General features: G+C 45.8%; 20 protein-coding genes, 1 tRNA gene and 1 riboswitch. Of the genes, 14 read left to right on the top strand and 7 right to left on the bottom strand.

What is annotated here, in order from left to right:
- The first annotated feature begins 10 nt into the window (after positions 1-10).
- From M1D71_RS09625 to M1D71_RS09640, 4 genes are all read left to right on the top strand, one after another.
- Positions 11-814, top strand: a complete 804-nt coding sequence (locus M1D71_RS09625) for a Cof-type HAD-IIB family hydrolase (RefSeq protein WP_458126252.1) — start codon at positions 11-13, stop codon at positions 812-814.
- Positions 815-920: 106 nt separating this feature from the next.
- Positions 921-1961 carry a hypothetical protein gene (locus M1D71_RS09630; protein WP_458126253.1) on the top strand — a complete coding sequence of 347 codons (1041 nt, stop codon included), beginning with the start codon at positions 921-923 and terminating at the stop codon, positions 1959-1961.
- A 107-nt stretch (positions 1962-2068) separates the two neighbouring features.
- The gene (locus tag M1D71_RS09635) at positions 2069-2617 is read left to right on the top strand and encodes a GNAT family N-acetyltransferase (protein ID WP_458127209.1); all 549 of its coding nucleotides are present in this window, start codon (positions 2069-2071) and stop codon (positions 2615-2617) included.
- Positions 2618-3011: 394 nt separating this feature from the next.
- Positions 3012-4142, top strand: coding sequence for a glycosyltransferase family 4 protein (locus tag M1D71_RS09640; protein ID WP_458126254.1), 1131 nt, complete (start codon positions 3012-3014; stop codon positions 4140-4142).
- A 135-nt stretch (positions 4143-4277) separates the two neighbouring features.
- Here the strand turns inward: M1D71_RS09640 and M1D71_RS09645 are convergent, their stop codons facing one another.
- A complete protein-coding gene (locus M1D71_RS09645; protein WP_458126255.1) occupies positions 4278-5333 on the bottom strand; it encodes a YkvI family membrane protein in 1056 nt (351 codons plus the stop codon).
- A gap of 205 nt (positions 5334-5538) precedes the next feature.
- Between M1D71_RS09645 and M1D71_RS09650 the strand changes: the two genes are divergently transcribed.
- From M1D71_RS09650 to M1D71_RS09665, 4 genes are all read left to right on the top strand, one after another.
- Positions 5539-6120, top strand: coding sequence for a xanthine phosphoribosyltransferase (locus M1D71_RS09650; RefSeq protein WP_145319258.1), 582 nt, complete (start codon positions 5539-5541; stop codon positions 6118-6120).
- A 97-nt stretch (positions 6121-6217) separates the two neighbouring features.
- A complete protein-coding gene (locus M1D71_RS09655) occupies positions 6218-6547 on the top strand; it encodes a hypothetical protein (protein ID WP_024629266.1) in 330 nt (109 codons plus the stop codon).
- Positions 6548-6667: 120 nt separating this feature from the next.
- Positions 6668-6886, top strand: coding sequence for a hypothetical protein (locus M1D71_RS09660; protein ID WP_458126256.1), 219 nt, complete (start codon positions 6668-6670; stop codon positions 6884-6886).
- Positions 6887-7021: 135 nt separating this feature from the next.
- The gene (locus M1D71_RS09665) at positions 7022-7351 is read left to right on the top strand and encodes a carboxymuconolactone decarboxylase family protein (RefSeq protein WP_017689352.1); all 330 of its coding nucleotides are present in this window, start codon (positions 7022-7024) and stop codon (positions 7349-7351) included.
- Between the two features lie 74 nt (positions 7352-7425).
- On the opposite strand, the gene M1D71_RS09670 is transcribed toward M1D71_RS09665, so the two are convergent.
- Complete coding sequence (locus M1D71_RS09670) at positions 7426-7890, bottom strand: C40 family peptidase (RefSeq protein WP_458126257.1); 465 nt, start codon at positions 7888-7890, stop codon at positions 7426-7428.
- A gap of 5 nt (positions 7891-7895) precedes the next feature.
- Positions 7896-8027, bottom strand: a riboswitch (cyclic di-AMP (ydaO/yuaA leader).
- Positions 8028-8445: 418 nt separating this feature from the next.
- Between M1D71_RS09670 and pelA the strand changes: the two genes are divergently transcribed.
- The 3 genes from pelA to M1D71_RS09685 all read left to right on the top strand — a co-directional run bounded on the left by pelA (position 8446) and on the right by M1D71_RS09685 (position 10746).
- Positions 8446-9408: a pectate lyase gene (gene pelA, locus M1D71_RS09675; RefSeq protein WP_458126258.1), complete on the top strand. Its 963-nt coding sequence runs from the start codon at positions 8446-8448 to the stop codon at positions 9406-9408.
- Positions 9409-9583: 175 nt separating this feature from the next.
- Positions 9584-9667 (top strand) — tRNA-Leu (locus M1D71_RS09680).
- Positions 9668-9867: 200 nt separating this feature from the next.
- Positions 9868-10746, top strand: coding sequence for a divergent polysaccharide deacetylase family protein (locus tag M1D71_RS09685; protein WP_458126259.1), 879 nt, complete (start codon positions 9868-9870; stop codon positions 10744-10746).
- Here M1D71_RS09685 and M1D71_RS09690 read toward each other — a convergent pair.
- Complete coding sequence (locus M1D71_RS09690) at positions 10721-11506, bottom strand: N-acetylmuramoyl-L-alanine amidase (protein ID WP_458126260.1); 786 nt, start codon at positions 11504-11506, stop codon at positions 10721-10723. The two genes, M1D71_RS09685 and M1D71_RS09690, sit on opposite strands and share 26 nt — an antisense overlap.
- Before the next feature lie 194 nt (positions 11507-11700).
- Here M1D71_RS09690 and M1D71_RS09695 point away from each other — a divergent pair, with 194 nt between their 5' ends.
- On the top strand, positions 11701-11928 hold the full coding sequence (locus tag M1D71_RS09695) for a YqzE family protein (RefSeq protein ID WP_458126261.1): 228 nt from the start codon (positions 11701-11703) through the stop codon (positions 11926-11928).
- A gap of 73 nt (positions 11929-12001) precedes the next feature.
- Here the strand turns inward: M1D71_RS09695 and M1D71_RS09700 are convergent, their stop codons facing one another.
- The 3 genes from M1D71_RS09700 to M1D71_RS09710 form a co-directional block, all read right to left on the bottom strand.
- Positions 12002-13009 (bottom strand): hypothetical protein, encoded by a 1008-nt coding sequence (locus M1D71_RS09700; protein ID WP_458126262.1) that lies wholly within the window; start codon positions 13007-13009, stop codon positions 12002-12004.
- A gap of 152 nt (positions 13010-13161) precedes the next feature.
- Positions 13162-14355, bottom strand: coding sequence for a YqhG family protein (locus M1D71_RS09705; RefSeq protein WP_458126263.1), 1194 nt, complete (start codon positions 14353-14355; stop codon positions 13162-13164).
- 3 nt (positions 14356-14358) lie between these two features.
- Complete coding sequence (locus tag M1D71_RS09710) at positions 14359-16119, bottom strand: DEAD/DEAH box helicase (RefSeq protein ID WP_458126264.1); 1761 nt, start codon at positions 16117-16119, stop codon at positions 14359-14361.
- Positions 16120-16502: 383 nt separating this feature from the next.
- On the opposite strand from M1D71_RS09710, the gene M1D71_RS09715 reads away from it, so the two are divergent.
- Positions 16503-20246, top strand: a complete 3744-nt coding sequence (locus M1D71_RS09715; protein ID WP_458126265.1) for an LAGLIDADG family homing endonuclease — start codon at positions 16503-16505, stop codon at positions 20244-20246.
- Positions 20247-20328: 82 nt separating this feature from the next.
- Here the strand turns inward: M1D71_RS09715 and catA are convergent, their stop codons facing one another.
- The gene (gene catA / locus M1D71_RS09720) at positions 20329-20976 is read right to left on the bottom strand and encodes a type A chloramphenicol O-acetyltransferase (RefSeq protein WP_458126266.1); all 648 of its coding nucleotides are present in this window, start codon (positions 20974-20976) and stop codon (positions 20329-20331) included.
- Positions 20977-21688: 712 nt separating this feature from the next.
- On the opposite strand from catA, the gene M1D71_RS09725 reads away from it, so the two are divergent.
- Complete coding sequence (locus M1D71_RS09725) at positions 21689-23773, top strand: acyltransferase family protein (protein ID WP_458126267.1); 2085 nt, start codon at positions 21689-21691, stop codon at positions 23771-23773.
- The last annotated feature ends 101 nt before the right edge of the window (positions 23774-23874 follow it).

Genomic DNA, 23874 nt, shown 5'->3' on the forward strand with positions numbered 1-23874 from the left:
GAAACCAAAAATGACCATTAAATTAATTGCACTTGATGTAGATGGAACACTGCTCAATGATCATCATGAACTTACTGAATGGACTCAAGAGACCTTGATCCAAGCTTTCCGTCAGGGAGCGGAGATCGTTCTGTGTTCGGGTAGAGGTCCGGCCAACACGATTCCTTTTATGGAACAGATGGGACTGGATGGATATGTCATTACACATAATGGCGCCGTAACAGCACAGGTGGATACGCGTGAAGTGGTTCATCATTTTGCATTAGATGGACAGGGGCTTGAGCGCATCATCACCTACTGCCGGACCAATGGAGTGCATTTTGACATCAATACGGCTTTTGGCCTGTATGTCGATCAACCGGAAGGTTTGGGGTTGCAAGTGCGTGAGATGTACTACAACTTCATGGCAGAGCCTATGAAGCTACCCAAGTGGGTTGACATGACAGAGCCGCTGGCCAAATTCACTGCATTTGGTCCTATTGAACAGATGGATGCTGTACTGCAGGAGTGGTCTACCTGGAATCTGCCTTATTATATGACACGGAGTGGTGACTTTTTTATTGACTTGATGCATCCCGAAGCGTCCAAAGGCGCTGCGCTCAAAAGGCTTGCCGAATCGAAGGGAATCTTGCCTTCGGAGATCATGGCGATCGGTAACTACTTCAATGATATTACGATGCTGACCTTTGCAGGCAAAGGCATTGCCATGGATAACTCACCGGATGAGGTGAAAGCTGCCGCAGACGAGGTGACACTCTCCAATAATGAGCAGGGAGTGGCACACGCAATCCAAAAATATGTGTTATCCGTCTAACCGTTCTGTCTAGTTCTGATCTTAGTTCTGAAATGAATGTCTGCCTCATAATCTACCGTCCTCAGGGGCATCCTAAGAGAATAACGTTAAGAATGGAGGACAGGTTATGAAACATGAGGTGGAGTTGGTTGCAGACCTGCGTACATCAGGTGGTGAAGTACAGGATGTAATGGTCAATGGACAATATGCCGGGTCACTTTTTGTGGTATACAGAGAAGGGGATCGCTTATCCGGTAGTCTTCAGATCGATGAGGAGTCTCTTCCAGATGATGTAGAAGAACGTATTGTGGAAAAAGTGCATGCCTATGTCCGATCCCTCGCGGACGCGTTGGAAGCTGCATATTATGAAGTGCTGGTCAGTTGTGGCTCATTACATTCGGTTCTGCACATGCCTGAGTCAGAGTCGTTTTGGTCATCCGAAGATATCATTTATGATGAAGAGAGCGATGACGATAAAGACAGTGTTGAAACGAAGGTCATTCCTGGTGCACAAGCCGAATCGTTTACATATGAAGATCGGGATCATGTCCTGGAGATGGAAATGATAAGCGCAGGACGCAGCATCTCAACATATCTATTTAATGATGTCGATGGACAGGGACTTGCGGAAGCTTCCTTAAAACAATATGGTGCTGATGCACAAGGCGAAATACACTGGTACGATGAGCCTGATGAGAATCAATTGGAAGCCGCGGCAGAGTTGCTGGTCAGGGAGCTGGATGAGGACATCATTGATACGATTACAATCCGCATGTGGCATCAGGGCAACGAACTTGAGACACTAGAGTGGATACATCGCGATTTTTCCGAGGAGTATGAGGATAACGATGAATCGGATTTGGATGAGTTGGAAGTTGCCGAAGAAACTTGTTATGTCATGCTGAAGCGTAAGGATCGGGAGTTCAGGGTATATGAGCTGTTTCTTCAGGAGCGAGGTGGATTGCCTGTGGGTACAGCAACCATAGACACTTCTCATTCTGATCTGACGGGATACATTGAATACGAGGTTCCTGGAACCAGCATGCAGCGAAAGAGTCTGGTCGAAGTGCTAATGCAGGAGTTGGACAAGGAAATGGAGTTTGATACTCTGCACCTGACGATGTTATATCGAAACCAGATTATTGATGAAGCCAGAATAGACGGGTAAAAGGCAGCTGCCTTTTACCTTTTTTTTGTTCTCATTTTGACGAAAAATTCATTTCCCGGTATAGTACCATTAGTTTAATAGAGATCAGGAAGCGGAGGATACCAATGATGCACTCATTCAGAATCAGCAGCGAATTAATTAACGATGGTTTTCAAGCGGTTCAGGCGAAGCCGGAAGATACGGAGGATGTGATGTCGCTGCTGGTGGAGACAGCCGAATGGTTACAAAGCCAAGGTTCTTCCCAATGGAACGCTTTGCTTAAAGGTGAAGATTCACATGATACGGCAGGGGCAATTCGGCGTGGGGATGTTTTTGTTTTCAAAAAAGGTGCGGACGTAGCGGGAATGGTTATCCTTATGGTTCAGCCAAGCCCATGGGATATTCATCTCTGGGGTACCAAAGCTCACGCCGAGGATGGCGCAATCTATCTGCATCGTTTGGCAATTCGACGAAAATATGCTCAGAGCGGTCTGGGGCGGTCGATATTGCAATGGTCCAGCAGTGGCATTCAGTTTGAGGGCAAACATACGGTTCGGTTGGACTGCGGAGCGAGCAATGTGACGTTGAATGCTTTTTATGCGCGAAATGGGTATACCTTTTTGGGAGAGACAGATGGTTACAGTACATATGAGAAGCCCGTGGAGCTGCTCAGCTGAAAATTGGGCTATCTAACGAACGCGTTGTGACAACCATCAGAAATTGATTGAAGGATCGTTGGCTTTTACTTCTGAGGGGCACAGTTCGTGAATATGTTGTATATACGACTTGGTGAACAACTAGCTGGGTCAGTTTAACCTGAATAAGAAGAGCAGTGCAAACAAGTCATCTTCACTGGAGGCTTGCGGCGTCTAATGTAATATAGATGTTCTGGCTCCCCTATGTCATAATGGACAGTAGAGCAATACGCAGACAAGAAAGAAGATGTGCATCCATTCAAGGATGAATAATTGAGAGGGATTCTCATTTTTCATCTTTACTGAACATATGTTCTGATATATCATGAATGTATATGCATTGAAAGAACGTAAGCTAGAAAGGGGGAAACTAACGGTGAAATTGCTGCAGGCGCTTTTCTTTCCTCCGGAGCAGCCCGGAGGTGTATCCTCTATGATTCCGTATATGCAGGAGAGATTTACAACCCCGAGGTGGGAAATGGATCTGTTCTCGTTGCCGAAACGTATTCGCAACAAGGGCAGAGAGGAGGTTCAGTTCGAAACATTCGATTGGACCGAATATCAGGACAGTCCTGTTGTCCAAAAATATATTCAAACCTATCGTGATTACCTATGGTGGACCAAACTGCGTATTCAGAAGCCCTATGATCTGATTCATGCTCACCACCCGATTGCGGGACTTGCAATGAAAACGGTTTTCCCGGATACACCCCTCATCCAGACGATTCACTCCAGTTATGAACGCGAATTAATTCTGAATGGACGTATTGAAACGGATGGGCCAGAGCATCGATTTCTGCTTGCGATATACGGTGAGCTGGAGCATCAGGCAGAACGCCTCTTAACGGTCTCGGATTCGTTCCGTCGTTATCTGGCCCCCTACGTGAAGGACCCTGATGTCATTGGAGTGATCCCCAATGGATTCGATGAGAAGCGGTTTAAGCCAATTCCCCATGATAATGCAATACCACAGCTGGTCACGGTATGTCGGCTTGTTCCAGCGAAAGGATTGGATATTCTTTTCAAGGCTTGTGCAGAACTGAAGGGCCGAGGTCATGATTATGTGTTACATATTATTGGAGACGGGCCGATTCGTCCTGACCTGGAAGAATTAGCGCAGCGGTTGGGCATTTATAATGAGACCATTTTCTATGGTTATACACTTCACCCTGAGGAATTCATGCCATTCTTCGATATTTTTGTATTGCCTTCACGGGCAGAAGCATTTGGTTCTGTCTTTGCAGAAGCGGCTCTGAGTTGCCTGGCTCTTGTCGGCACGGATGTAGGTGGTATACCCGAACAGATCGAGAATGGTAGCAATGGGTTGCTTGTACCCGCAGAAGATCCTTCTGCGCTGGCTGAAGCGCTCGAAAAGGTAATGCTGGACCCGGCTTACCGTTATGAACTTGCCCGTTCGGCGTGTGAAAAAGCTAAAACACATTACTCTCTCGGCAGGTCGGTGAATGAGCTGAAAAAAATGTACTTGCAGTTTCCCAGTCAAGCCTAGAAAAAGAGAGCAAAGAAGTGCAAGCCGCTGTGCGAAACAGCGGCTTTTGTTATCCTCAAGGAGAGTACGCGAGTGACCTAGGGTCATCAAGCAATTGGATATTTATCAACATAATGATATATATGACTGTGAAGTTTATGTATTGTTTCGCTCACGAAAGGTGCCCCAACGGTTTAGCACTAATTTGGCAGCCCAGATCACTGCCATACTTCCAAAGATAGGGTAAAGGATAGATAGCAGGGAACTGAATCCAAACTGACTGAGTGAGTAACATAACAGCATAATGGTTAATGTAATGAAACGGGGATGCACTCGTATGTGTTGTCTGAGTTGCAGAGTCATTCCATAGATGTCTGCTACAAATGTACTAAATATTTCCATGAAAATAAGGGATACATATACAGATTGCACTGCCCATCCAAGATGAAAGGCTATGCTGCCCATCGGAATTTCGAATTGAATGATGCCTGGCATCTGCGCTGACATGGCGAAGTGAGCTGCCATCAACATGAAACCTACACCAATTCCGCCGAGTACTCCGCCCCATTTGAGGACATTCCGACTGCGAATCTGGTTACCCAAGGGTACTAGAACGGCCTGGGCCAACACCAGATTAAACGAAGTATACAGCAGTGGAGACAGCCACACCTGAAAAGGGCTTGAGTCTGTCGTCAGCGTTATGAATCGGGATGCACCTGGATGATGCAGGGTGCTAGTTATCATGAGCAGAGATAACAGGAGCATCATGGGCACGACGATGCTATTCATCTGAAGAATAGCCTGAATGCCACGACCGAGAAGCAGATATGAACCTACAAGTGTGACGATCAGACCGGTCTGATAATGCAAACCCAGATGTTCAACAAAAACGGAACCTGCTCCGGCAAGCATGACACTGTTCACGCCGATGAGAATGAGAAGGGTCACCCATGTGATCCATTTGCCCGCTTTGTGGCCAAATAAATGTTTGTTCAAATCCTCATAAGAGCGGGAACCGGTATCGTGAGCAATGAGCATCATTTTGGTACCTAACCAGACAAAGAGCATGGTGGATAAGCCTATGGTGATGGTGGCCCATTTGCCATACTGGGTAAAAAACTGCAAAATTTCCTGCCCTGTTGCAAAGCCGGCTCCGACCACCGTTCCAATGTATGTAAATGCGATCTGCAGCACCCGAAATGCCTGTTTCATGTGTTTCCCCTCTCAGGCCCCTAAATAGTTTGGACATGCGGGTGCCATGGTACAAGGTATGCTTGACCCACGAAAGTCATGACAAATGGATAGCAAGCTCTGGCTTGAATAGTACCTTAAGGACAGCACCCTGGCAATTTCGCTTGAACTTATAGATAGATATATGATACTTTTACCTCATAGGATAGGCTTGGGAGGTCAAATCATGGAAGTATTGAAACAACGAATTTTACAAGAAGGTGTTGTCATCTCGGACCAGGTGTTGAAGCTGGATGGTCTGTTGAACCACCAGATTGATCCTGCACTAACAATGGAGATGGGACGGGAGTTTGCTGCCCGTTTTCGTGAAAGTGGAGTGACTCGGGTAATCACGGTAGAGTCCTCAGGAATTCCGGTTGCTTTTGCCGCAGCCCATGAACTTGGGGTACCGCTCGTATTCGCTCGTCGTAAAAAAACGCTTCTGGCTGATCCTGATGCTTACTGTGAACGCGTACCGTCCTTTACCAAAGGAATCGTAACGGACATAATGGTTTCCCGCGAGTTCATTCATGAGAATGACCGCATTTTGTTCATTGATGATATCATTGCTAATGGAGATGCCGCTCGTGGAGTGATCAAAATTATTGAACGTTCCGGTGCGGAACTCGTCGGATTCGGCGTTGTGGTCGAGAAATGTTTTCAGGCGGGGGCCCGCACGATTCGTGAACAGGGAATTCCGGTGGAAGCCTTGGTACGCATTCGTTCCCTGAACGATGGAACGGTACAATTTGACGATAACGAAATGTGACATTTTAAAGGAATAGGGCCTATTTTTAGAACTATGCCTTTGCATGACCGCGGATTTCATTTATAATGGGGTTATGTTAGGGAGAGGAGGCAACACCATGGGGAACCAACCGGCAACAGAACAATTTTTTATTGATAAGCTGGCGGAATCGAAAGTTCATTTTGAACGTGCCCTGGATTGTAAACATACGGAATTCGATGACCTTTATCCCTATATGATTGAACATCCTCAATTTTTCTGGTACAAACGCTATGTTGCCTGGTCAGAATTACTGACGATTGTAGGCTTGTGCGAAGAGTTGTCCTTCTCTTGGAAAGAACAATTTACACCGCATCAAGTGGAGTACCTTGAAGAACGTGTGATGTCCGCCAAAGTGCTTGATTTTTGGTTCGAGAAGAACGACAGCAAAGAGCACGCGCAGCGGTAACTTTCAGTCGGGACATAATTTCGAATGACATGACAGTCCAATACAGTCACGTGAGACCTAAATGACATTTCATTTTAGGTCTCTTTTTGTAAATAAATTTGGAATATAGGAGCCATGAACATGATCAGTGATACAGAACTGGACGCTCTGCGTCTGTCAGGTGAGAAAGTAAGAGTAGTGAGGGACGAGCTGGAAACTAACGATGTAACCGGGATTGTGGTTGCCTGGGATGGTGAGCAGGTACTTATCCGTCGTCGGAATCGACGTGTTGTTAAGCTGGATCGCAATTACCGATATCAGTTGTTCAGCGAGCCGCGCCAAAGTTTACTTAGTGAGTAACCGTATAATTTGGCTAGAACATGAACGTTTAATTGTTTGCAATTACCATGATTTCTTGGCATAAATGACTCACTCGGGTGAGAAGATAGGTACAGTGAGGAAATCTGTAACTATAGCCGAGAGGATGTGCTGCAAATGACATTGATGAATGATAAAGTTCATGCCTACAAGGATCAGATTGGAGCATTAAGCGACGTGCTGCCAGGTGTGGTGAAGTCGTATCATGAGTTTACCGGAGAATGTTTTCAGCCTGGCGTGATTGATGCGAAGACGAAACAGCTCATTGCGCTCGGAATTGGACTATTTGCTAACAATGAGGTATGTACCTTCTATCATGTGGAAGAAGCTCGTGCGAAGGGTGCTACAGATCAGGAGATCATGGAGACCGTTGCGGTGGCTGGAGCTGTCGGTGGCGGACATGCTCTGTCTCAAGGCGCAATGCGAGTGCAGAAGGCGTTGCATTAGTTAGCAATACAATGCACATTTTTAAGTACACAAAAAGGCATCGGTTTAAAATCCGGTGCCTTTTTGTGTGTGAATTACATTTTCCCTAACATTTTATCATACATAAACTGTCCAGTTACCCGACGTGCTGTTACGTAACGATCATTAAAATAAGGATTGGACAACTTGGTGATGCTTACACCTTTACTGCTGGAAGCATGAGCGAATTGTCCGCCGCCGATATATACACCTGTATGTGAAATGCCTTTGCCCATCGTATTGAAGAACACCAGATCACCTGTGCGAATGTTACTTTTGGATACCGGAGTACCTGCTTTGGCTTGCTGCTGCGAAGTACGTGGCAATACAATGCTGTATTTGTTGAAAAGATATCTCATAAACCCGGAACAGTCAAAGCCAGCCAGCGTTGTGCCACCCCACTTGTAAGGTATGCCTGTCATGTTGTTCACTACGGAGTTAATACTGCTTGCCTCTGTGCTTGTTGCTCCGGATGTAAATAGTACAGCTGCTCCAAAAATGGAGATAATCAGTTTTTTCAAAATAAATGTTCTCCCTTCGATGCCTACGGAGTTAGCTAAGGGTTCGGTAGAAGGTTCCCTATATTTCCTATGTATAAGAATAATTCACCCAAATTGGTTCCCCCGTTTTCAAACATGAAACTCGGCAATTAATAATTAAGTTTTTGTAACTATTTGAAACTATATTGCATAAATGCGTAATTGTCAAACCCATTTAAAACCCTTCATTTTACCCCAATGTTATCGGAATTACGGTTTTTATATGAAAGAGGGGATCAAGTTTGGGTATCATTCATGACAAAAACGTCACTATTGATTCGTTGAAGGTGATTTTGGACAAATAAATAAGTTTGTCATGAGTTAAAAGAACTATTCCGTTATGTAGAATTAAAGAGATTATATTGATTAAGTTGCATATATTGACAAAAATCGATTTTTTGCATATTATCGTTTTATCCAATCCACATATTGGATGGAATTTGATTTTATTGTGCGATGAATTCAAATAAAGGAGGTTTGGGGTTCGAATCTTAAGTTAGGTAGAAGTGGGAGATTTATTAAAACGAACTTAGGAGAGTGTTATCTTTGAAAGCAAAAAAAATAGTTACTTTTGTTCTAGCATGTACCATGGTATTCTCAGCCGTTGGAATGGCTTTTCTCCCTGTAGCAACGGTATCTGCTGCCGATGCATCAGGTACAACAGCAAGTATTTCCGATGTTTTGAAGAACCAGCTGCCAGATGGAGGTTGGAGAAAGGATTATAAACAAACCAGTGGAGAATGGGCGAAGTCCACGATTGACAACAAGGCTACATACTCAGAGATTAGAAGATTGGCGAAGGAATTCAAAAAGACGAATGATCCGCGCTACTCAGCGGCTGCAATTAAAGGAATCAATTTTTTGATTAATATGCAGTATTCAAACGGTGGATGGCCGCAAGTGTACCAAAGCTCCGGATATCACAAACACATCACTTATAATGATGATGCCATGATTAACGTCATGTACATGCTGGATGAAGTAGCAACGCGTAAAGGTGACTTCTCGTTTATCGACAGTGCCCTTGCCAATCGCAGTAAGAACTCAGTTGCTAAAGGTGTAGAAGCGATTCTGAATACACAGGTCGTTTCAGGCGGTAAGCTGACAGCATGGGGACAACAACATGATTCCAGTTCCCTTAAACCGGCAAGCGCAAGAATCTATGAAGTACCATCGCTGACGGCTGCAGAGAGTGTAACGATTGTTAAATTCCTGAAAACCAGACCTGCTAACGCCAAAATTACGGCATCCATTAAAGGAGCCGAGGCGTGGTTTAACAAAGTGAAGATTACGGGTTACAAGTATGAAAGAGCGAACGGAGACAGCAAAATTATCGCTGATTCCAAAGCTGCACCGATCTGGGCTCGCTTCTACGAAGTGGGAACGGATAAACCGATCTTTATTGGTCGCGACGGGGTAGTTAGATACAAATTAAGTGATATTGATAAAGAAAGAAGAGGCGGTTATGCATGGTATGGCAACTGGCCTTCCAAGCTGTAATGAGTGACGAGCCTCAGGTTTCATAGCGTTAACTCCTTGTAACTGTAAGTAAAGCCCGAATCAGACATGGACGTCTGACTCGGGCTTTACTTGTTATTATTTTCAGTGTTGACATGATAGATTACACATGATATATTATTTCTTGTCGCCGAGATTTCTTACGGAGATATAATATGCGGTCGTGGCGGAATTGGCAGACGCGCACGGTTCAGGTCCGTGTGGGCTAACCCCCGTGGAGGTTCGAGTCCTCTCGACCGCATCAGAAGAAAAGGCTTGTATGTTGCTCTTGGAGCAATATACAGGCCTTTTTTAATGCCTTGATTTCACAGTAATGCCTCAACGTATTCTGGTGGATTAGTGTAAATCAATTTTTTACCGCTGTATCATTTACCTTCCACGTACATATTCATGCCTACATTATGAAACAATGAGGACACGGATAAAAGGAGGGGTTTAATTTTGAGAACGGTGAGAAAAGGATTGAAATCCAATCGGGAATCCAGAATCATTATGTTCAGAATGATGGTTATAGGGATTCTTGGAATTTTTGTTTTGGTTTGTTCACTGAGCCGCGCGGACTTGGCCACAGCAGCGATGACCGACATCAATTCAAAGGGTACGCTGAAGCGAATGGCAATTATCATCGATGATGTAGGTAACGACATGAAGGGAACGGATGAGATTCTGGCGATGCCAGTCAAACTGACGGTAGCCGTAATGCCTTTTCTGCCAACAACGAAGAAAGATGCGATTGCAGCACATGAGAAGGGAATGGATGTGATTGTGCACATGCCCATGGAACCCAAGAAAGGAAAACCTGAGTGGCTGGGCCCGGGTGCAATCACATCCAATCTTACGGATGAAGAAGTCCGCGAACGCGTAGAGAAAGCGATAGATGATGTGCCCCACGCGATTGGAATGAACAATCATATGGGCTCCAAAATCACTTCCGATAAACGCATCATGTCGATTGTGCTCGACGTATGCAAGGAACGAGGCCTCTTCTTTGTGGACAGCCGTACGAATTTTCGCTCCGTAGTGGGTGAACTCGCGATATCCAAAAATATGCCACCTGTAGGTAATGACATTTTCCTGGATGATCAAAACTCAAAGCAGCACATTCGCAAGCAAATGGATCTGGCAGCTCAACGTGCGATTGACAAGAAGATATGTGTCGTCATTGGTCATGTCGGCCATACGGGGTTGAACACATCGGCTGTGGTTCGTGAATCGATCTCTCGTTTTCAGGGTCAGATTGAGTTTGTAGGTATCGGTGATCTGGTGCGCGAAGTGTGGAACTGGCATGCTGCCCCTACACTACCGACAGGTAATAAATAATGCCATTAGCGATGGATTGGGCGATTCGTTTTTGCTCCGTTGGATCACTCATTCTGGCTCGATCTTCGGCATTGCTCAAAAAGCCGGTTTCGACGATGACAGCAGGTTGCTTCACGTAATTCAACATATAGAAGGGCCTGCCCCACACAACTCCACGCTCAGTACCGCACAACTCGTTCATCGCATCCTGAATGGATTGGGCCAGCAGATAGCTCCTGCCCTCCTTCTGGTGCAGTACCACTGGACCGTGTGTAGCGGATCTTGGACTCCAGTTCGCATGGATGCTGACTACGATATCAGTACTCACTTCTTCGCTGAGGCTTTTACGTTGGGCAAGATCTCTGGTATGACGGGAGCGGCTGTTCAGCCAGCGGTTCTCATCACTAAGTGCATAATCACCAAGTCGGTTAATGATGACGGCGTAACCTTTGCTACGAAGCAGGAGATACACCTTTTGGCTAATGGCGAGGTTAATATCTTTCTCCAGCACACCTTGGGCTGATGTACCACCGTCAACACCGCCATGGCCCACGTCGAGCAGGATGACAGGTGCCGCAAAGGCATGATGACTTGAGCGATAAGCATCTCCATCGGTCAATGGCAGCATGGATGGACTGTTCTGAGACGGAGTGGAATGATCTGAACTTTGAGATATGGAAAAATCAAGATAGGCTGCTTTTCCATGAGCGATCTGTGGCAGGATGGGGAGGAACTGGAAGCTGAACAGCAGGGCTAACGAAGCGGTCAGCAGCTTATACATGGGAATACACACTCCTTCATGAAATAGGTATCGGGATGCAGATTAATGACTGTATGGATACCTTTGGCATTAGACTGTGCATTCTGAGGGTTTTCATACGCCTTTCAAAAAAAATGTTTAACTACGGCACATCTTGCACACACTAGAACTATCGTAAGCTCCGCGAATGTGCAGGAGCAAAGGGGGCAGAGGTTATGGCCAAAAGTGATGAATTGGTAAAATACATTACGCAGCGAGTAGTTCATTATATCGATACACCGAAGGATGAGCGGAAAAGTCGCGCCAAAAAGAAAGAGCCTTGGTCAATAAAATGGTTCGGTATGATTCCATTCGCTGTATCCCTGTGGGTAGGAAAAAAGGAAAAAAATTTGGACACAGAGTCTCATAAACAAAGTTCTTCGGGCAAGGGTGACTACCGTTAACCTAATACCGCTAATATAAAACCAAAAGACGCAATCCCTTTTAAAACATGGGAAGGCGTCTTATTTGTTGTGGTCAAGGCTTCGCAATGTAAAATTGACCATCTTGTTGCAATGTGCTTAATGGGACAAAGCGTTGAATAGATGGTTTTCCGCCTAGCGCTACATACAGAATGGACTCTTCTTCCTGATCTGTATGCCATAGTTGATAACCGCTAACCGGGAGAGGTCCGCCGTATACGACGTTACGATTATCCGCTGAGAAGACAATCTCTTGATTCTCCCCGTGTTTTATCACATCTTTTGCCCGATTGGCAGCAACTGGCTTGGATGTTATCCACAACAGATTGTCCGCCGGATTGAAGGCTGGTCGCAGATGAAGGGGATCAACTGATAAAGGTGAAGTAGTGGATAAATCAGTTATGTTGCCTGAGATCTGGTTGGAGTTAGCCTCCAGTCGACTCAAGAACTCCGATGGTAGTAAATCTCCGTTCGTAGCATCAATATAAAGTGCAGGTTGATTAGGTCGATCCAATTTCCAGTACGCCAGCAGAGGAAGAGCATAACGAGCATGAAGCTCTCCCCCGCTAGCAAGTAACGCATCAAGATTCACAAGTTGTCTATTCAATGCTTGTCCAAGAAGTTCACTGTTGTACGGTGACTGTTCTCCTTGACCATATTCACTAAGCTTCATCTGTCCCTGTTCTGTGGCTGTAATAATCATATATCCGATGTGTTTTCCTTCAAATGCAGCTTGTACGAGCCAGCTATGTGTGCCAGGGCCAAGAGGGTAGAAGTCCAGATCGGCGTTCTTCCAATTGGATTCGGCGTTAGCTGTGCCGAGTGCAGCTGCTTGTTGCTGTGCAAACTGCTGTACTGCAACGGGAGCTAACTTATTATTCTGAGCTGTATGAGTTTCAGAACTATACTCTGTTGATCGTGCAAGCGTTGGTGAAGAGAGTGCCTTATCTTCTGCATTTGCAATCGACGAGAAGGAGAACAGGGCAACACAACTGAGCAAGCCCAAGGTCATGCATGTTGTTCTTCGAACACTATTCCACCTTAAATGAAGGAATTGTTTCAATTAAACACCTTCTTTCCAAGTATCCGTTACCTAATCGGTTCTAATTTCATTCTAGGGGACAGGCTATGCAAAGAATGCTGCAACCTGTCGGGCGGCTGATCATGAATAAACACTACTTTTGCCAGCATTTGCAGGAAAAGTAGTGTCTTCGTCTATCTCAAGTGAAACATGCCGCTACTAATGGCAGTTACTTTCACTTTAGGCTCATATTGCCAGATCATCTCCGTTCGGCGTGTCTCGTATTGCAGTTTCATGGCCTCGCGGTCCATTACCGCCTGTTTTGCTTTCTCTTCCTCGGCATCTGTCTCGGATTCGACCTGTACTGTGGCCTCTGCCGCCAGTTCTACATCGGCTCCAATGGGTTCAGCGTTAGTTATACCAATAAGTGGCTTCAATGGTACAGGTGACGTGCGATTAGATTGGACATTCTCCGTGCCTGATGCCAAGTTGTCCGTTGATTCTACCTCAGGCGTATCCTCCCGAAGTACAGCTTCATAGTATGTGTCCAACACGTCCAGCTCCAGATCAAGTCGCTCTTGGGCTTTCTCTGCCCAGCTATAATCAAGTTCCAGCAAGCGGTTCGTCAGATGAGATTCCAAAGCAGCTCCGGCATCGGATAACGAAACTTTAGCTGCCTGCACATGCATGTTCTCCGCGAGTCTCGGACTGAGATCGCGTCGATTCAGCTTGGTCCCGAACTTCTCTATAATTTCACCCGAACGAAGGGAGATGCCAAGAAAATGCAGTTCCTCCCGTTTCAAGTCACAGGCAAATTCCACCTTGAAACAGACACCGAGCCAAGGCTCATATACGGCTGGTGTTGTAGCACGTAATTGCCTTTTGGCTGCCTGTTCAAACAGGTTCACGAAGGCACCGCCTTCACGGGCTGCGCCAAAAATCTGTTGTAATCTGCGGCTTCCGTACACGACATCCTCACGCAATATTCGTCCGGGTCCCAGCAGTGGCATGGATGGAGTAATGCCGAAGTATCGGCCCAGAATGGTTTCTTTCGGTGGCTCACCTTGGGGACTCCCGTTAGTGATACCATTGGTTCCGGCAGAATCAGGTGCAACCTGAGGTGCAGCCTGTGCAGCTTTGGCTTCTGCGGCTTCCATGGCTTGTTGATAGCTGTCGGGATCGAATATAAATGTAAAAGACATCGTCTCAGCGGGCGCGCCAGTTCGCTCCACAAACCCCCAATAATAGGGCCGGTTCGTCAACGCTTTGTCCGCCTCAGGCGAGAGTTTGACCGTCACATGGGCAGGAGATCGCTCCATGATCTGACAATCGAGTGCTTCCAGGTAGGTGAGAACATAAGCTTGCACTTCATGGGGAGACATGGTCATCGGTCAGCTACCTCCTTTACGAAGATCCAAGCTGGACAAGGGAGGCACTTCATCTGCAACCTCACGCTGAATGGAGTTCAGCGATTGTCCAAGAGAATCCATTTTGCGACGAATATCTTCTTCATTTTGTGATTCCAGCATGATTTTGTACAAACTTTTCTCAATAGATTCTTTCTTCTCCAGTCGTTCCAGAATGACATCCAGTCCGCCGATCACCATCTCGAACATATTAATCTTCTCATGCAGCAGATTCAGAATGTGTTCCTCGATGGTTCCGGTTGTGGACAGGTTGAAAATGTTCACGTCATTCTGCTGTCCCAGCCGATGTACCCGACCAATCCGCTGCTCCACCCGCATAGGGTTCCAGGGCAGGTCGAAGTTAATCATATGGTGACAAAATTGCAGATTAATGCCCTCGCCACCCGCTTCGGTTGCAATCATGGCCTGCACACGCCCGCGGAAGAGATCCATCATCCAGTCTTTTTTGCCCCGATTCATGCCACCCCGATAGGGGACAGCCGTAAGCCCGTTGTTGCGGAAATAGTTCAGCAGATACTCCTGCGTTGCCCGGTACTCGGTGAAGATAATTACTTTTTCATTCATGTTCCGCACCAGTTCCATCGTTTTCTCGGCTTTGGTATTCTCCTTGATCGCTTTAATATGGGCCACGAGTTCCCATATCTTGTCCCGAAGGGGAGAGTCCAGCGGAAGTTTCTTCGACAGATTAACGAGTGTTACGAATACAGCATCCCGACTGCTGCACACTTCACGTTGCAATGTGACAAGGGAGAGCATGCTGCTCAGGTTGCCGCCAGCTTCCTGGTATTGGTCCTTAACAAAGGAAGTCACGCCATCGTATAACGCCTGTTCTTCGGGCGATAGTTGCAGATTCACGTTAGAGACGTTCCGTTTGGTAAATTGAACGGGGCCTTCGCCGCGTCGATTTCGGATCATGACTTTGGATAGTTCGTTTTTGAGCTGTTCCTGATTTTTCGGAACACGTTTGTCGACGACAAAGTTGGCTGCAAAATCACCCTGCCGACCCAGTTGACCGGGCTTCAGCAAGTTGATCAGATTGAACAGCTCACTCATATCGTTCTGCACAGGTGTAGCTGTAAGCAGTAGACAATACTTTTTGCGCAATTTCAACATGAATTGATAGTTGGTTGTTTTCTTGTTTTTGAGCTTATGGGCCTCATCAATAATGATCATGTCGTAATCGGTATTCAGCAGCATATCTTTATGCGGGTCACGTTTGGCTGTATCCATGGAAGCAACAACCACTTCATTCTGCCAGGAATAAGCCTTTTTCTGGGCAATAGCAGGGATGCCAAATTTTGAATTCAACTCTCGTACCCATTGCAACACAAGTGAGGCAGGCACGAGAATAAGCACCTTGGATACGAGACCTCGAACCATATATTCTTTCAGAATGAGACCGGCTTCAATGGTTTTGCCAAGCCCCACCTCGTCGGCGAGAATGGCCCGGCCTGACATTTCAAATAATACTCTGCGTGCAGTGTCCATCTGGTGAGGGAGTGGAGTAAGGCCTTGTAGATGCTTCAAACATTGGATCTCGTCAAAATTGGGAATCAGGTTGGTTTCTTCGGCCTGAATGCCAAGTTGGAAGAGTCTGTAATCCCCCCAAGGACCTCCTTTATCCAGTCGTGATTCCAATTGACTAATCCAGCTCCGATCGAATTCCAACGGAACGGGCAGTTCGGCTACAGGTTGATTCGTGCGGTGCGGGTTTTTCCGGTTCATGGTGCTTCCTCCCCTGCCATACGTGATGACGTTCTATTCGTAGGTAATAGTATGGACGAATGAGAGGCAGTTCATAACTGTATAAGTTGAACTACAGTTTATTTACATGGACACTACGATGACAGAACAACCTTCCAATCGCTGTTATCCCCAGTTTTTTTCTGTCCCGAAAAATTCACAGATGTCGTATGCGTGCGTATGAGGGTGTGTGAAGAAGCTTGTCCGAGCAGGGGAGTCTGTAAAGCAGGTCTGTGATAAAAGTCGCATGGAAAATCAATATATGGTGTATTATACTTAAATTATATCACTATATGTAGTATTCAATCATATTTTATTCGTATAGTGAACCATGTAGCTGTTATTCCGGGAGGTTGAACGTGACGATGAAAACGAGCCAACGATCTTACAAATTAGAAGGACTTAGCGAAAAAATATTTCTGGACCGATACGCTTGGAAGGACGCAGACTCGAATCATGCCAAGGTCGGGGATGTTGTATTGGTATTAACGAAGGATGATCCCAAGTTCCCAACCAAGGAAGTGGGCGAAATTATAGAACGTCAGGGTCAGCTTGTACAAGTAAGGACTCGAAGTGGAGAGATCATCGAGACGAACGTAGAGAAATTGACACTCAATATAGAAAAAACACCGGAAGAGATGTGGGACCGTCTTGCCAAAGCAATGGCTTCTATCGAATCCACAGCGGATCAGCAGGCAACGTGGGAGTCCAAGTTCCGCTCCGTGTTGGAAGACTGGAAATTAGTGCCCGGTGGCCGCATTGCTGCGGGTGCGGGTGCAAGCGATGAGCTGACTCTCTTCAATTGTTATGTCATTCCGTCTCCGCAGGATAGTCGAGGTGGCATCATGAGAACCCTGACCGAGATGACCGAAATTATGGCACGCGGGGGAGGTGTAGGTATTAATCTGTCCTCTTTACGTCCTCGCCAGGCGGTGGTCAAAGGTGTTAATGGATCATCCAGCGGTTCTGTATCCTGGGGTGGCTTGTTCAGTTATACGACCGGATTGATTGAACAGGGCGGAAGTCGCAGGGGTGCACTCATGCTGATGATGAATGACTGGCATCCGGATGTGCTTGATTTTATTACCGTAAAACAAACCATGGGGCAGGTGACGAATGCCAATCTCTCTGTATGTGTGAGCAACGCATTTATGGAGGCTGTCAAGCAGGACGGAGATTGGGATCTGGTTTTCCCCGATACGAACGATCCGGACTATGACACTGAGTGGAATGGGGATATGCAGCAGTGGAAAGCCGCAGGTCATTCGGTGGTGCACTATCGTACGCTGAAGGCGCGTGAAATCTGGCATACCATTATTGAATCAGCATGGAAGTCGGCAGAGCCCGGTGTTGTATTCATGGAGTATTATAACCAGATGTCCAATAGCTGGTACTTCAATCCGATCATTTGTACTAATCCGTGTTTTCATCCAAAGACCAGAATTACAACTGAATACGGCCTTATAACAATAGAAGACCTATATAATCAGACAGCAGGCAAATCATTTCTAGTTGGAACAGATCATCGTCTTGTTGAGCAGGCAAAGATTGTAGGTGGCAGATCATATGAAATTCCAGGATTGCATATGAGAACAGCACGCGTTTATCCAACCGGAATAAAAGAGACGTTGACAGTTCACCTACAAAATGGATTGGAAATTAGCGTGACATCCGATCATCAGTTATATACTAATTCTGGTTGGAAACAAGCTAAAGACTTGACCTCGGAAGACTATATTTATATCCAATCAGCCGAAGGAGCTTTTGCCAAGGAAGATCAGCTAGGAGAGGAATGGGGACTTTTCCTGGGATGGTTAACTGGAGATGGCTGGGTCTCTAAGCGTGGTGAGGTTGGTATGGTTTTTGGTGCAGAGGATGAGGAAGTTATTCCACGGTTGATTGATGCTGGAGAAAAGATATCAGGCGTAAGAGCAAAAGTATATCAAAGAACGAATGGAACAAAAGAAGTGTATTGGTGGCGCAAAAAGCTGAGTGAAGAAATTGTAAGATTAGGTGTGAAGGCAGTTAAGGGACCTGAGAAGGAAGTTCCAGAAATGATATTTACTTCATCTAAAAAAACCATTACGGCTTTTTTACAGGCTTTATTTAGTGCTGATGGTACTGTATACGAAAGAGATGAGATGCATCGTACTGCAAGATTGACTTCATCTTCCAAGAAATTATTACAAGGCGTTCAGCTACTTTTGCTGAACTATGGAATCAACAGCTCTATTTACGCACGTCCAAAGTCATCACAAGCCATGTTTAAATATATAACAAAAGATGGAAATCACAGAACATATTCAAGTAATGGCTTCTATGAATTGGTCGTGTCAGGGAACAACTTACTCTCGTTTAAAGAGAAGATTGGGTTTAAATATGTAACAAGAAAACAGCATGCTTTAGAACGAATCGCCAGACCTTCTAGAAAATCGGAAAAGTTTATGTCGAAAGTAAAAACAATAGAAAAGGGAGAGAAAGTTACTGTATATGACATAACTGAGCCTGTGACTCACTCCCTGATCGCTGGTGGAGTTGTTGCTCATAACTGCGGAGAACAGGGCTTGCCTGGCTGGGGTGTATGTAATCTGTCAGCGATCAATCTGTCCAAATTCTACGATGAAACGAATCATGATGTGGCATGGGACGAACTGGCGGAAACCACTCGCATCTCGGCGAGGTTTTTGGACAATGTCATCGATGCAACACCTTATCATTTTGAGGAAAACAGACTGAATCAACAACGTGAACGCCGAGTTGGACTTGGCACGATGGGACTGGCAGAGCTCATGATCAAGCTACGTATTCGATATGGCAGCCCGGAATCCCTTGAATTTCTGGATAAACTGTATGGATTCATGGCAAAAGAGGCCTATCTGGCATCGGCAGAGATTGCAGCAGAGAAGGGGGCTTTCCCGGCTTTTGAAGCTGAACCTTATTTACAGAGTGGATTCATGAAAAACATGGTTGCGACCTACCCTGAAGTGGGAGAAGCCATTCGTAAACAGGGTATTCGAAATGTCACACTCATTACACAGGCGCCGACGGGAAGTACAGGTACGATGGTGGGCACCTCGACAGGCATTGAGCCGTATTTCGCCTTCAAGTATTTCCGTCAAAGCCGTCTGGGTTATGATGAACAGTTCGTACCGATTGCACAAGATTGGCTTGATGAGCATCCGGGTGAAGCTTTGCCGGACTATTATGTGACTGCGATGGATCTGTCAGCTGAGAATCACATCCGGGTGCAGGCTGCAATTCAGCAATGGGTCGATAGTTCGATCTCGAAGACGGCCAATTGTCCGGCAGATTTTACGGTGGAGGATACGGCTGAGCTGTACGAACTGGCCTTCGACCTGGGCTGCAAGGGAGTAACGATATACCGCGATGGTAGCAGGGATGTGCAGGTGTTGTCCACTTCGAAAAAGGAAAGTGCCAAGTCCGAACATGTAGACTCCGCATCAAATACTATCTTGGAGACACCTCCTGATGTATCGGTTAGTGAATTGACGAATAATGCGGAAGTGCAGGCAGGTGTTGGAACGCCTGAAGAAAGCCATTCCTCTGCTACAGTGCTCGACAAACAATATAGAAGCCGTCCGCAGGTACTGCGAGGTGCGACATACAAAATCAATACGCCATTCGGTATGGCCTACATCACAATCAATGATCTGGAGGGAACACCAGGTGAGATCTTTTTGAACGTGGGCAAAGCGGGATCGGATGTGTTCGCCATGGCTGAGGCACTCGGTCGGGTATGCTCCCTGTTCCTGCGATACGGAGATCATGGCCACAAGGTTCAACTTCTGATTAAACATCTTAAGGGAATCGGCGGTTCGGGAGCAATTGGATTTGGAGCCAATCGTGTGGAGTCCATTGCAGATGCGGTTGCCAAAGCATTGGAAAGTCATATACAGAGCAATGTGCAGGAGAACGAAACTGGAACATTAGAAGAACAGAACCAAATGGAGAGCGCATATCCAAAAGTGGAGGATCAGAAAACTTTTAGCGAATCGAGAGATTTATGTCCTTCATGCGGCTCGGCATCTCTGATGAATGTGGAAGGATGCAAAACATGCAGTAACTGTGGGTACAGTAAGTGCAATTAAATCGTATTTGAAAAAATGAAAGAGAAAAGGCATTCCGTGACTCCATCATGAAGTCAGGAATGCCTTTTCGTCATTTAGTTAACTAACACCATTCATGGCAGCGATCTGCAAGTACTTGCAATTCGTTAAATAGAACGCCAGAGTGATAGCCGTCACACACGGCGTGATGTAGCTGAACGGATAAGGGAAGATAGATTTTATCTTCTTGTTGAACATATTTCCCCATTGTGAAAATGGGCAACAGGTAGGTTCCCTCATTGTAGATGTTCAGATTAAATCCTGTAAAGTTCACCCAGGGAATACTGGAAACCGGAAACGTATTCTGTGGTTCATTGGGTTTGGCGGCAAACTGTTTATTGTTTTTGTATTGATCCATATCTGCGTGATAACGACTATGGAACGTTTTGAAATCTTCATGGAACGCTGTCCACATCGTTGAGAAACTCTTGTCATCCTCGTGAAATATGGTATAGCTCGGAGACATCTCGTCCCAGTAGCCCAATCTTCCCTCAGCATCAAAACAGGTTCGGAATTCCCTGTGTGCATTGACGACCGTAGAGATCATATGAATAAGAGCTGGATAGGACTTCATGCCCTTAAGCTTAAGTTCAGCAATCAATAGAGTGATATCCAGATTGGCAGTTACACTGTAGGTACATCTGACCTGATGCAAATAATGCTCGAAGTATGGTTTTCGGTCCCACTGATCTAACACAATTGAATTAAACATATCATTATAACCTCCTAAATTTGAATGATTCCTTCATCTAGGAGGTGTATTTCACTGATTTAACCATATCCTATCACATTCCCAGTATCGTATTTTTAGACATTGATCATCTCATTATAACATGAGACTCATTGTTCCACCTCTATGGTCCTAGGCAAGAAGAAGCAATTATGAGCAAAACTTTCAATCCGGTATGACATAGGTTTATAATGGATAGTGGCTGCTGTGCAAGTCGGCAGCCTTTTGCTACGAATTCAATTGTTTCAATGGACGTGTGCGTGGGTATGCCGGTTTGCGCAAGCGGGTCAGGTAATTTTAGCCACTCGATGAAAAGTACTATATTTAACGACAAAACTAGAGTATGATTTTACAGCTGTATGAGCTGGCAGGAAAGGTTACATCGGTTTAATGGTTAGTAACTATTCCTGTAAATGATGAGGCTTATTTTGGGCGTATAATGCTAAACGTGAACCCGCGATGAATATAAAGAATATCGTAATGATTAGAACTTAAGGCAGTATGTCTTCATTAAAAATAAAATAACCCAAGAATGTAGCATCATCGGATCGTGCTTCGATCAGAAGCTTTTCTTATGTTGTAGATGAAAGATGGAAGGTGCAATACGTATGTTAATGACAACCAGAACGATCAGGAGTTCCTTTTTGCCCCAAACACCGATGTTGTTGACTCACAGTAACAAGGAGGGGCATGCATGTCACAATTATCTAATAACAAGCGACATATGAACGGACTGGATGGCTTGCGAGCCATCGCTGTACTTGCGGTAATCGCATATCATCTGAATTTGGATTTTATTCCGGGCGGACTGCTCGGTGTAGGTATGTTCTTTGTTCTCTCAGGATACTTAATTACAGATATTCTCGTGTCACAGTGGCAGGAACATGGACGGATATCACTCGGTGATTTCTGGGTAAGGCGGGTAAGACGGCTGCTTCCAGGCATGTTGACCATGACAGCTGTAGTGATGATCTGGCTGGTCTGCACAGATCCATCCCGACTTGCTGCGCTTCGTGGCGATATCGTATCGGGCGTATTATACATAAGTAATTGGTGGTATATCTTTCACAACGTTTCCTATTTCGAAAGTTTTGGCCCGCCATCACCGTTTGGACATTTCTGGTCGCTGGCTGTGGAAGAGCAATTTTATCTCATATGGCCTCTTCTGCTGATCGCAGCAATCGTAGTGTTTAAGAGAAAGGGATGGCTGGTCGTGTTCATTGTCGTTGCAGCTGAATTGTCTGCTGGGGCAATGGCGATCATGTATAATCCCGATCTGGACCCGAGCCGTGTATATTATGGAACAGACACGCGGGCATTTGCCCTGTTAGCAGGTGCTGCTCTTGCTGTGGTGTGGCCTAGTCGCAAGCTGTCGAACTCTCTGCCTGGCATGAACCGACTTGTGCTCGACGTGTCAGGACTCGCTGCACTTGCATGGTTGATCTATATGATGCTGAATAGCAGTGAATATGATCCGTTTCTGTATCAAGGAGGAATGGTGCTTCAGGCCATTGCAACGACGTTGCTGGTAGCGGTGCTAGCGCATCCCTCGTCTTCCCTGGCCCGCATCATTGGAGCGAAGCCACTACGCTGGATCGGAGAGCGATCCTATGGATTATATCTGTGGCATTATCCCGTTATTATACTAACCAGTCCCGCGGTGGATACGGGAGGAGCGCATCCTGTGCGAATTATTTTACAGGTTGCTGCAACGGTTGTACTCGCTTCATTGTCCCTTAAATATATTGAAAATCCGATTCGGTACAATGGATTCCGTGATTCTTGGTCCCGGTTATGGGGAAGAGGACGAGCATCAATCAGCATACGAAACGTATGGTGGAAGCGGGCGGGTCTATTGATGACGATTCTGCTTCTAACCTATACGGTATCTCAGATGATGGTCTCGCATGCAGCAAATTCGGACTCCCATGCAGTGTCGATGTCCAATATATTGAATGGAGAGAATTCCGTAGCGGAGGAACAGGGACAGGATGTTGTGCCAGCTACAACAGCAACGTCAGGCTCTGGTCAAACGAACGATTCTCATCGTCATCAACCGGAACCTGGCCCCAAGCATGAGCCGGATAAAAATGAGAAGTCGACAGGAGAATCTGCCCCAGACTCCATACCAGGCGATCAGGATACTTCAGTGGATACTCGCAAGGATGATCAGTCTGAAGATAAGCCGGCTGATGACTCCGTGACCTCCGAGAATGATGCTGCGGGCGACGCTGAAGCGAAATCATCCGATGTTACGGATGATACACCTGATGCATCTCAGGAAAATGAAGAAACAGCGCCTCCTGCCCAAGATGGTAAGATTCATTATTCCATCATTGGAGATTCGGTAATTTTGGATGCCAAACCGTATCTGGAACAAAGTATATCAGGAGTGTACGTGGACGGACATGTCGGCCGTCAGATGTGGCAAGCAGCCGATGTATTGGAAGGCTTGAAGCGAAACAACCAAATGGGCAGCAAAGTGGTGCTGGAGCTTGGGACGAATGGTTCATTTAACTCCAAAAACTTGAATGCTGTGCTTGATTACCTAAAGGATGAGGATCAGGTATATCTGGTTACTGTGCGTGTACCTCGCCCATGGGAACGAACGGTTAACAGGGCATTGAATGAGGCAGCATCCAGCTATAGCAATGTCTCGTTGATTGACTGGAATAGTGCAAGTGAAGGACATGATGAATATTTTGAAAAAGATGGTGTTCATCTCACTACGGAAGGATCGGAAGCTTTTGCAGAACTGGTGAAAAACAGTATCAAATAATACTCAATCCATATGTAATAAGATTTAGCACTTATTCATTCCTAATATATAGCTTGGGTTAAGCTACCAGTGGCGGGTACAAGAAAGAGCTCTCATAATGA

The organism is Paenibacillus sp. Z3-2 (assembly GCF_054161325.1).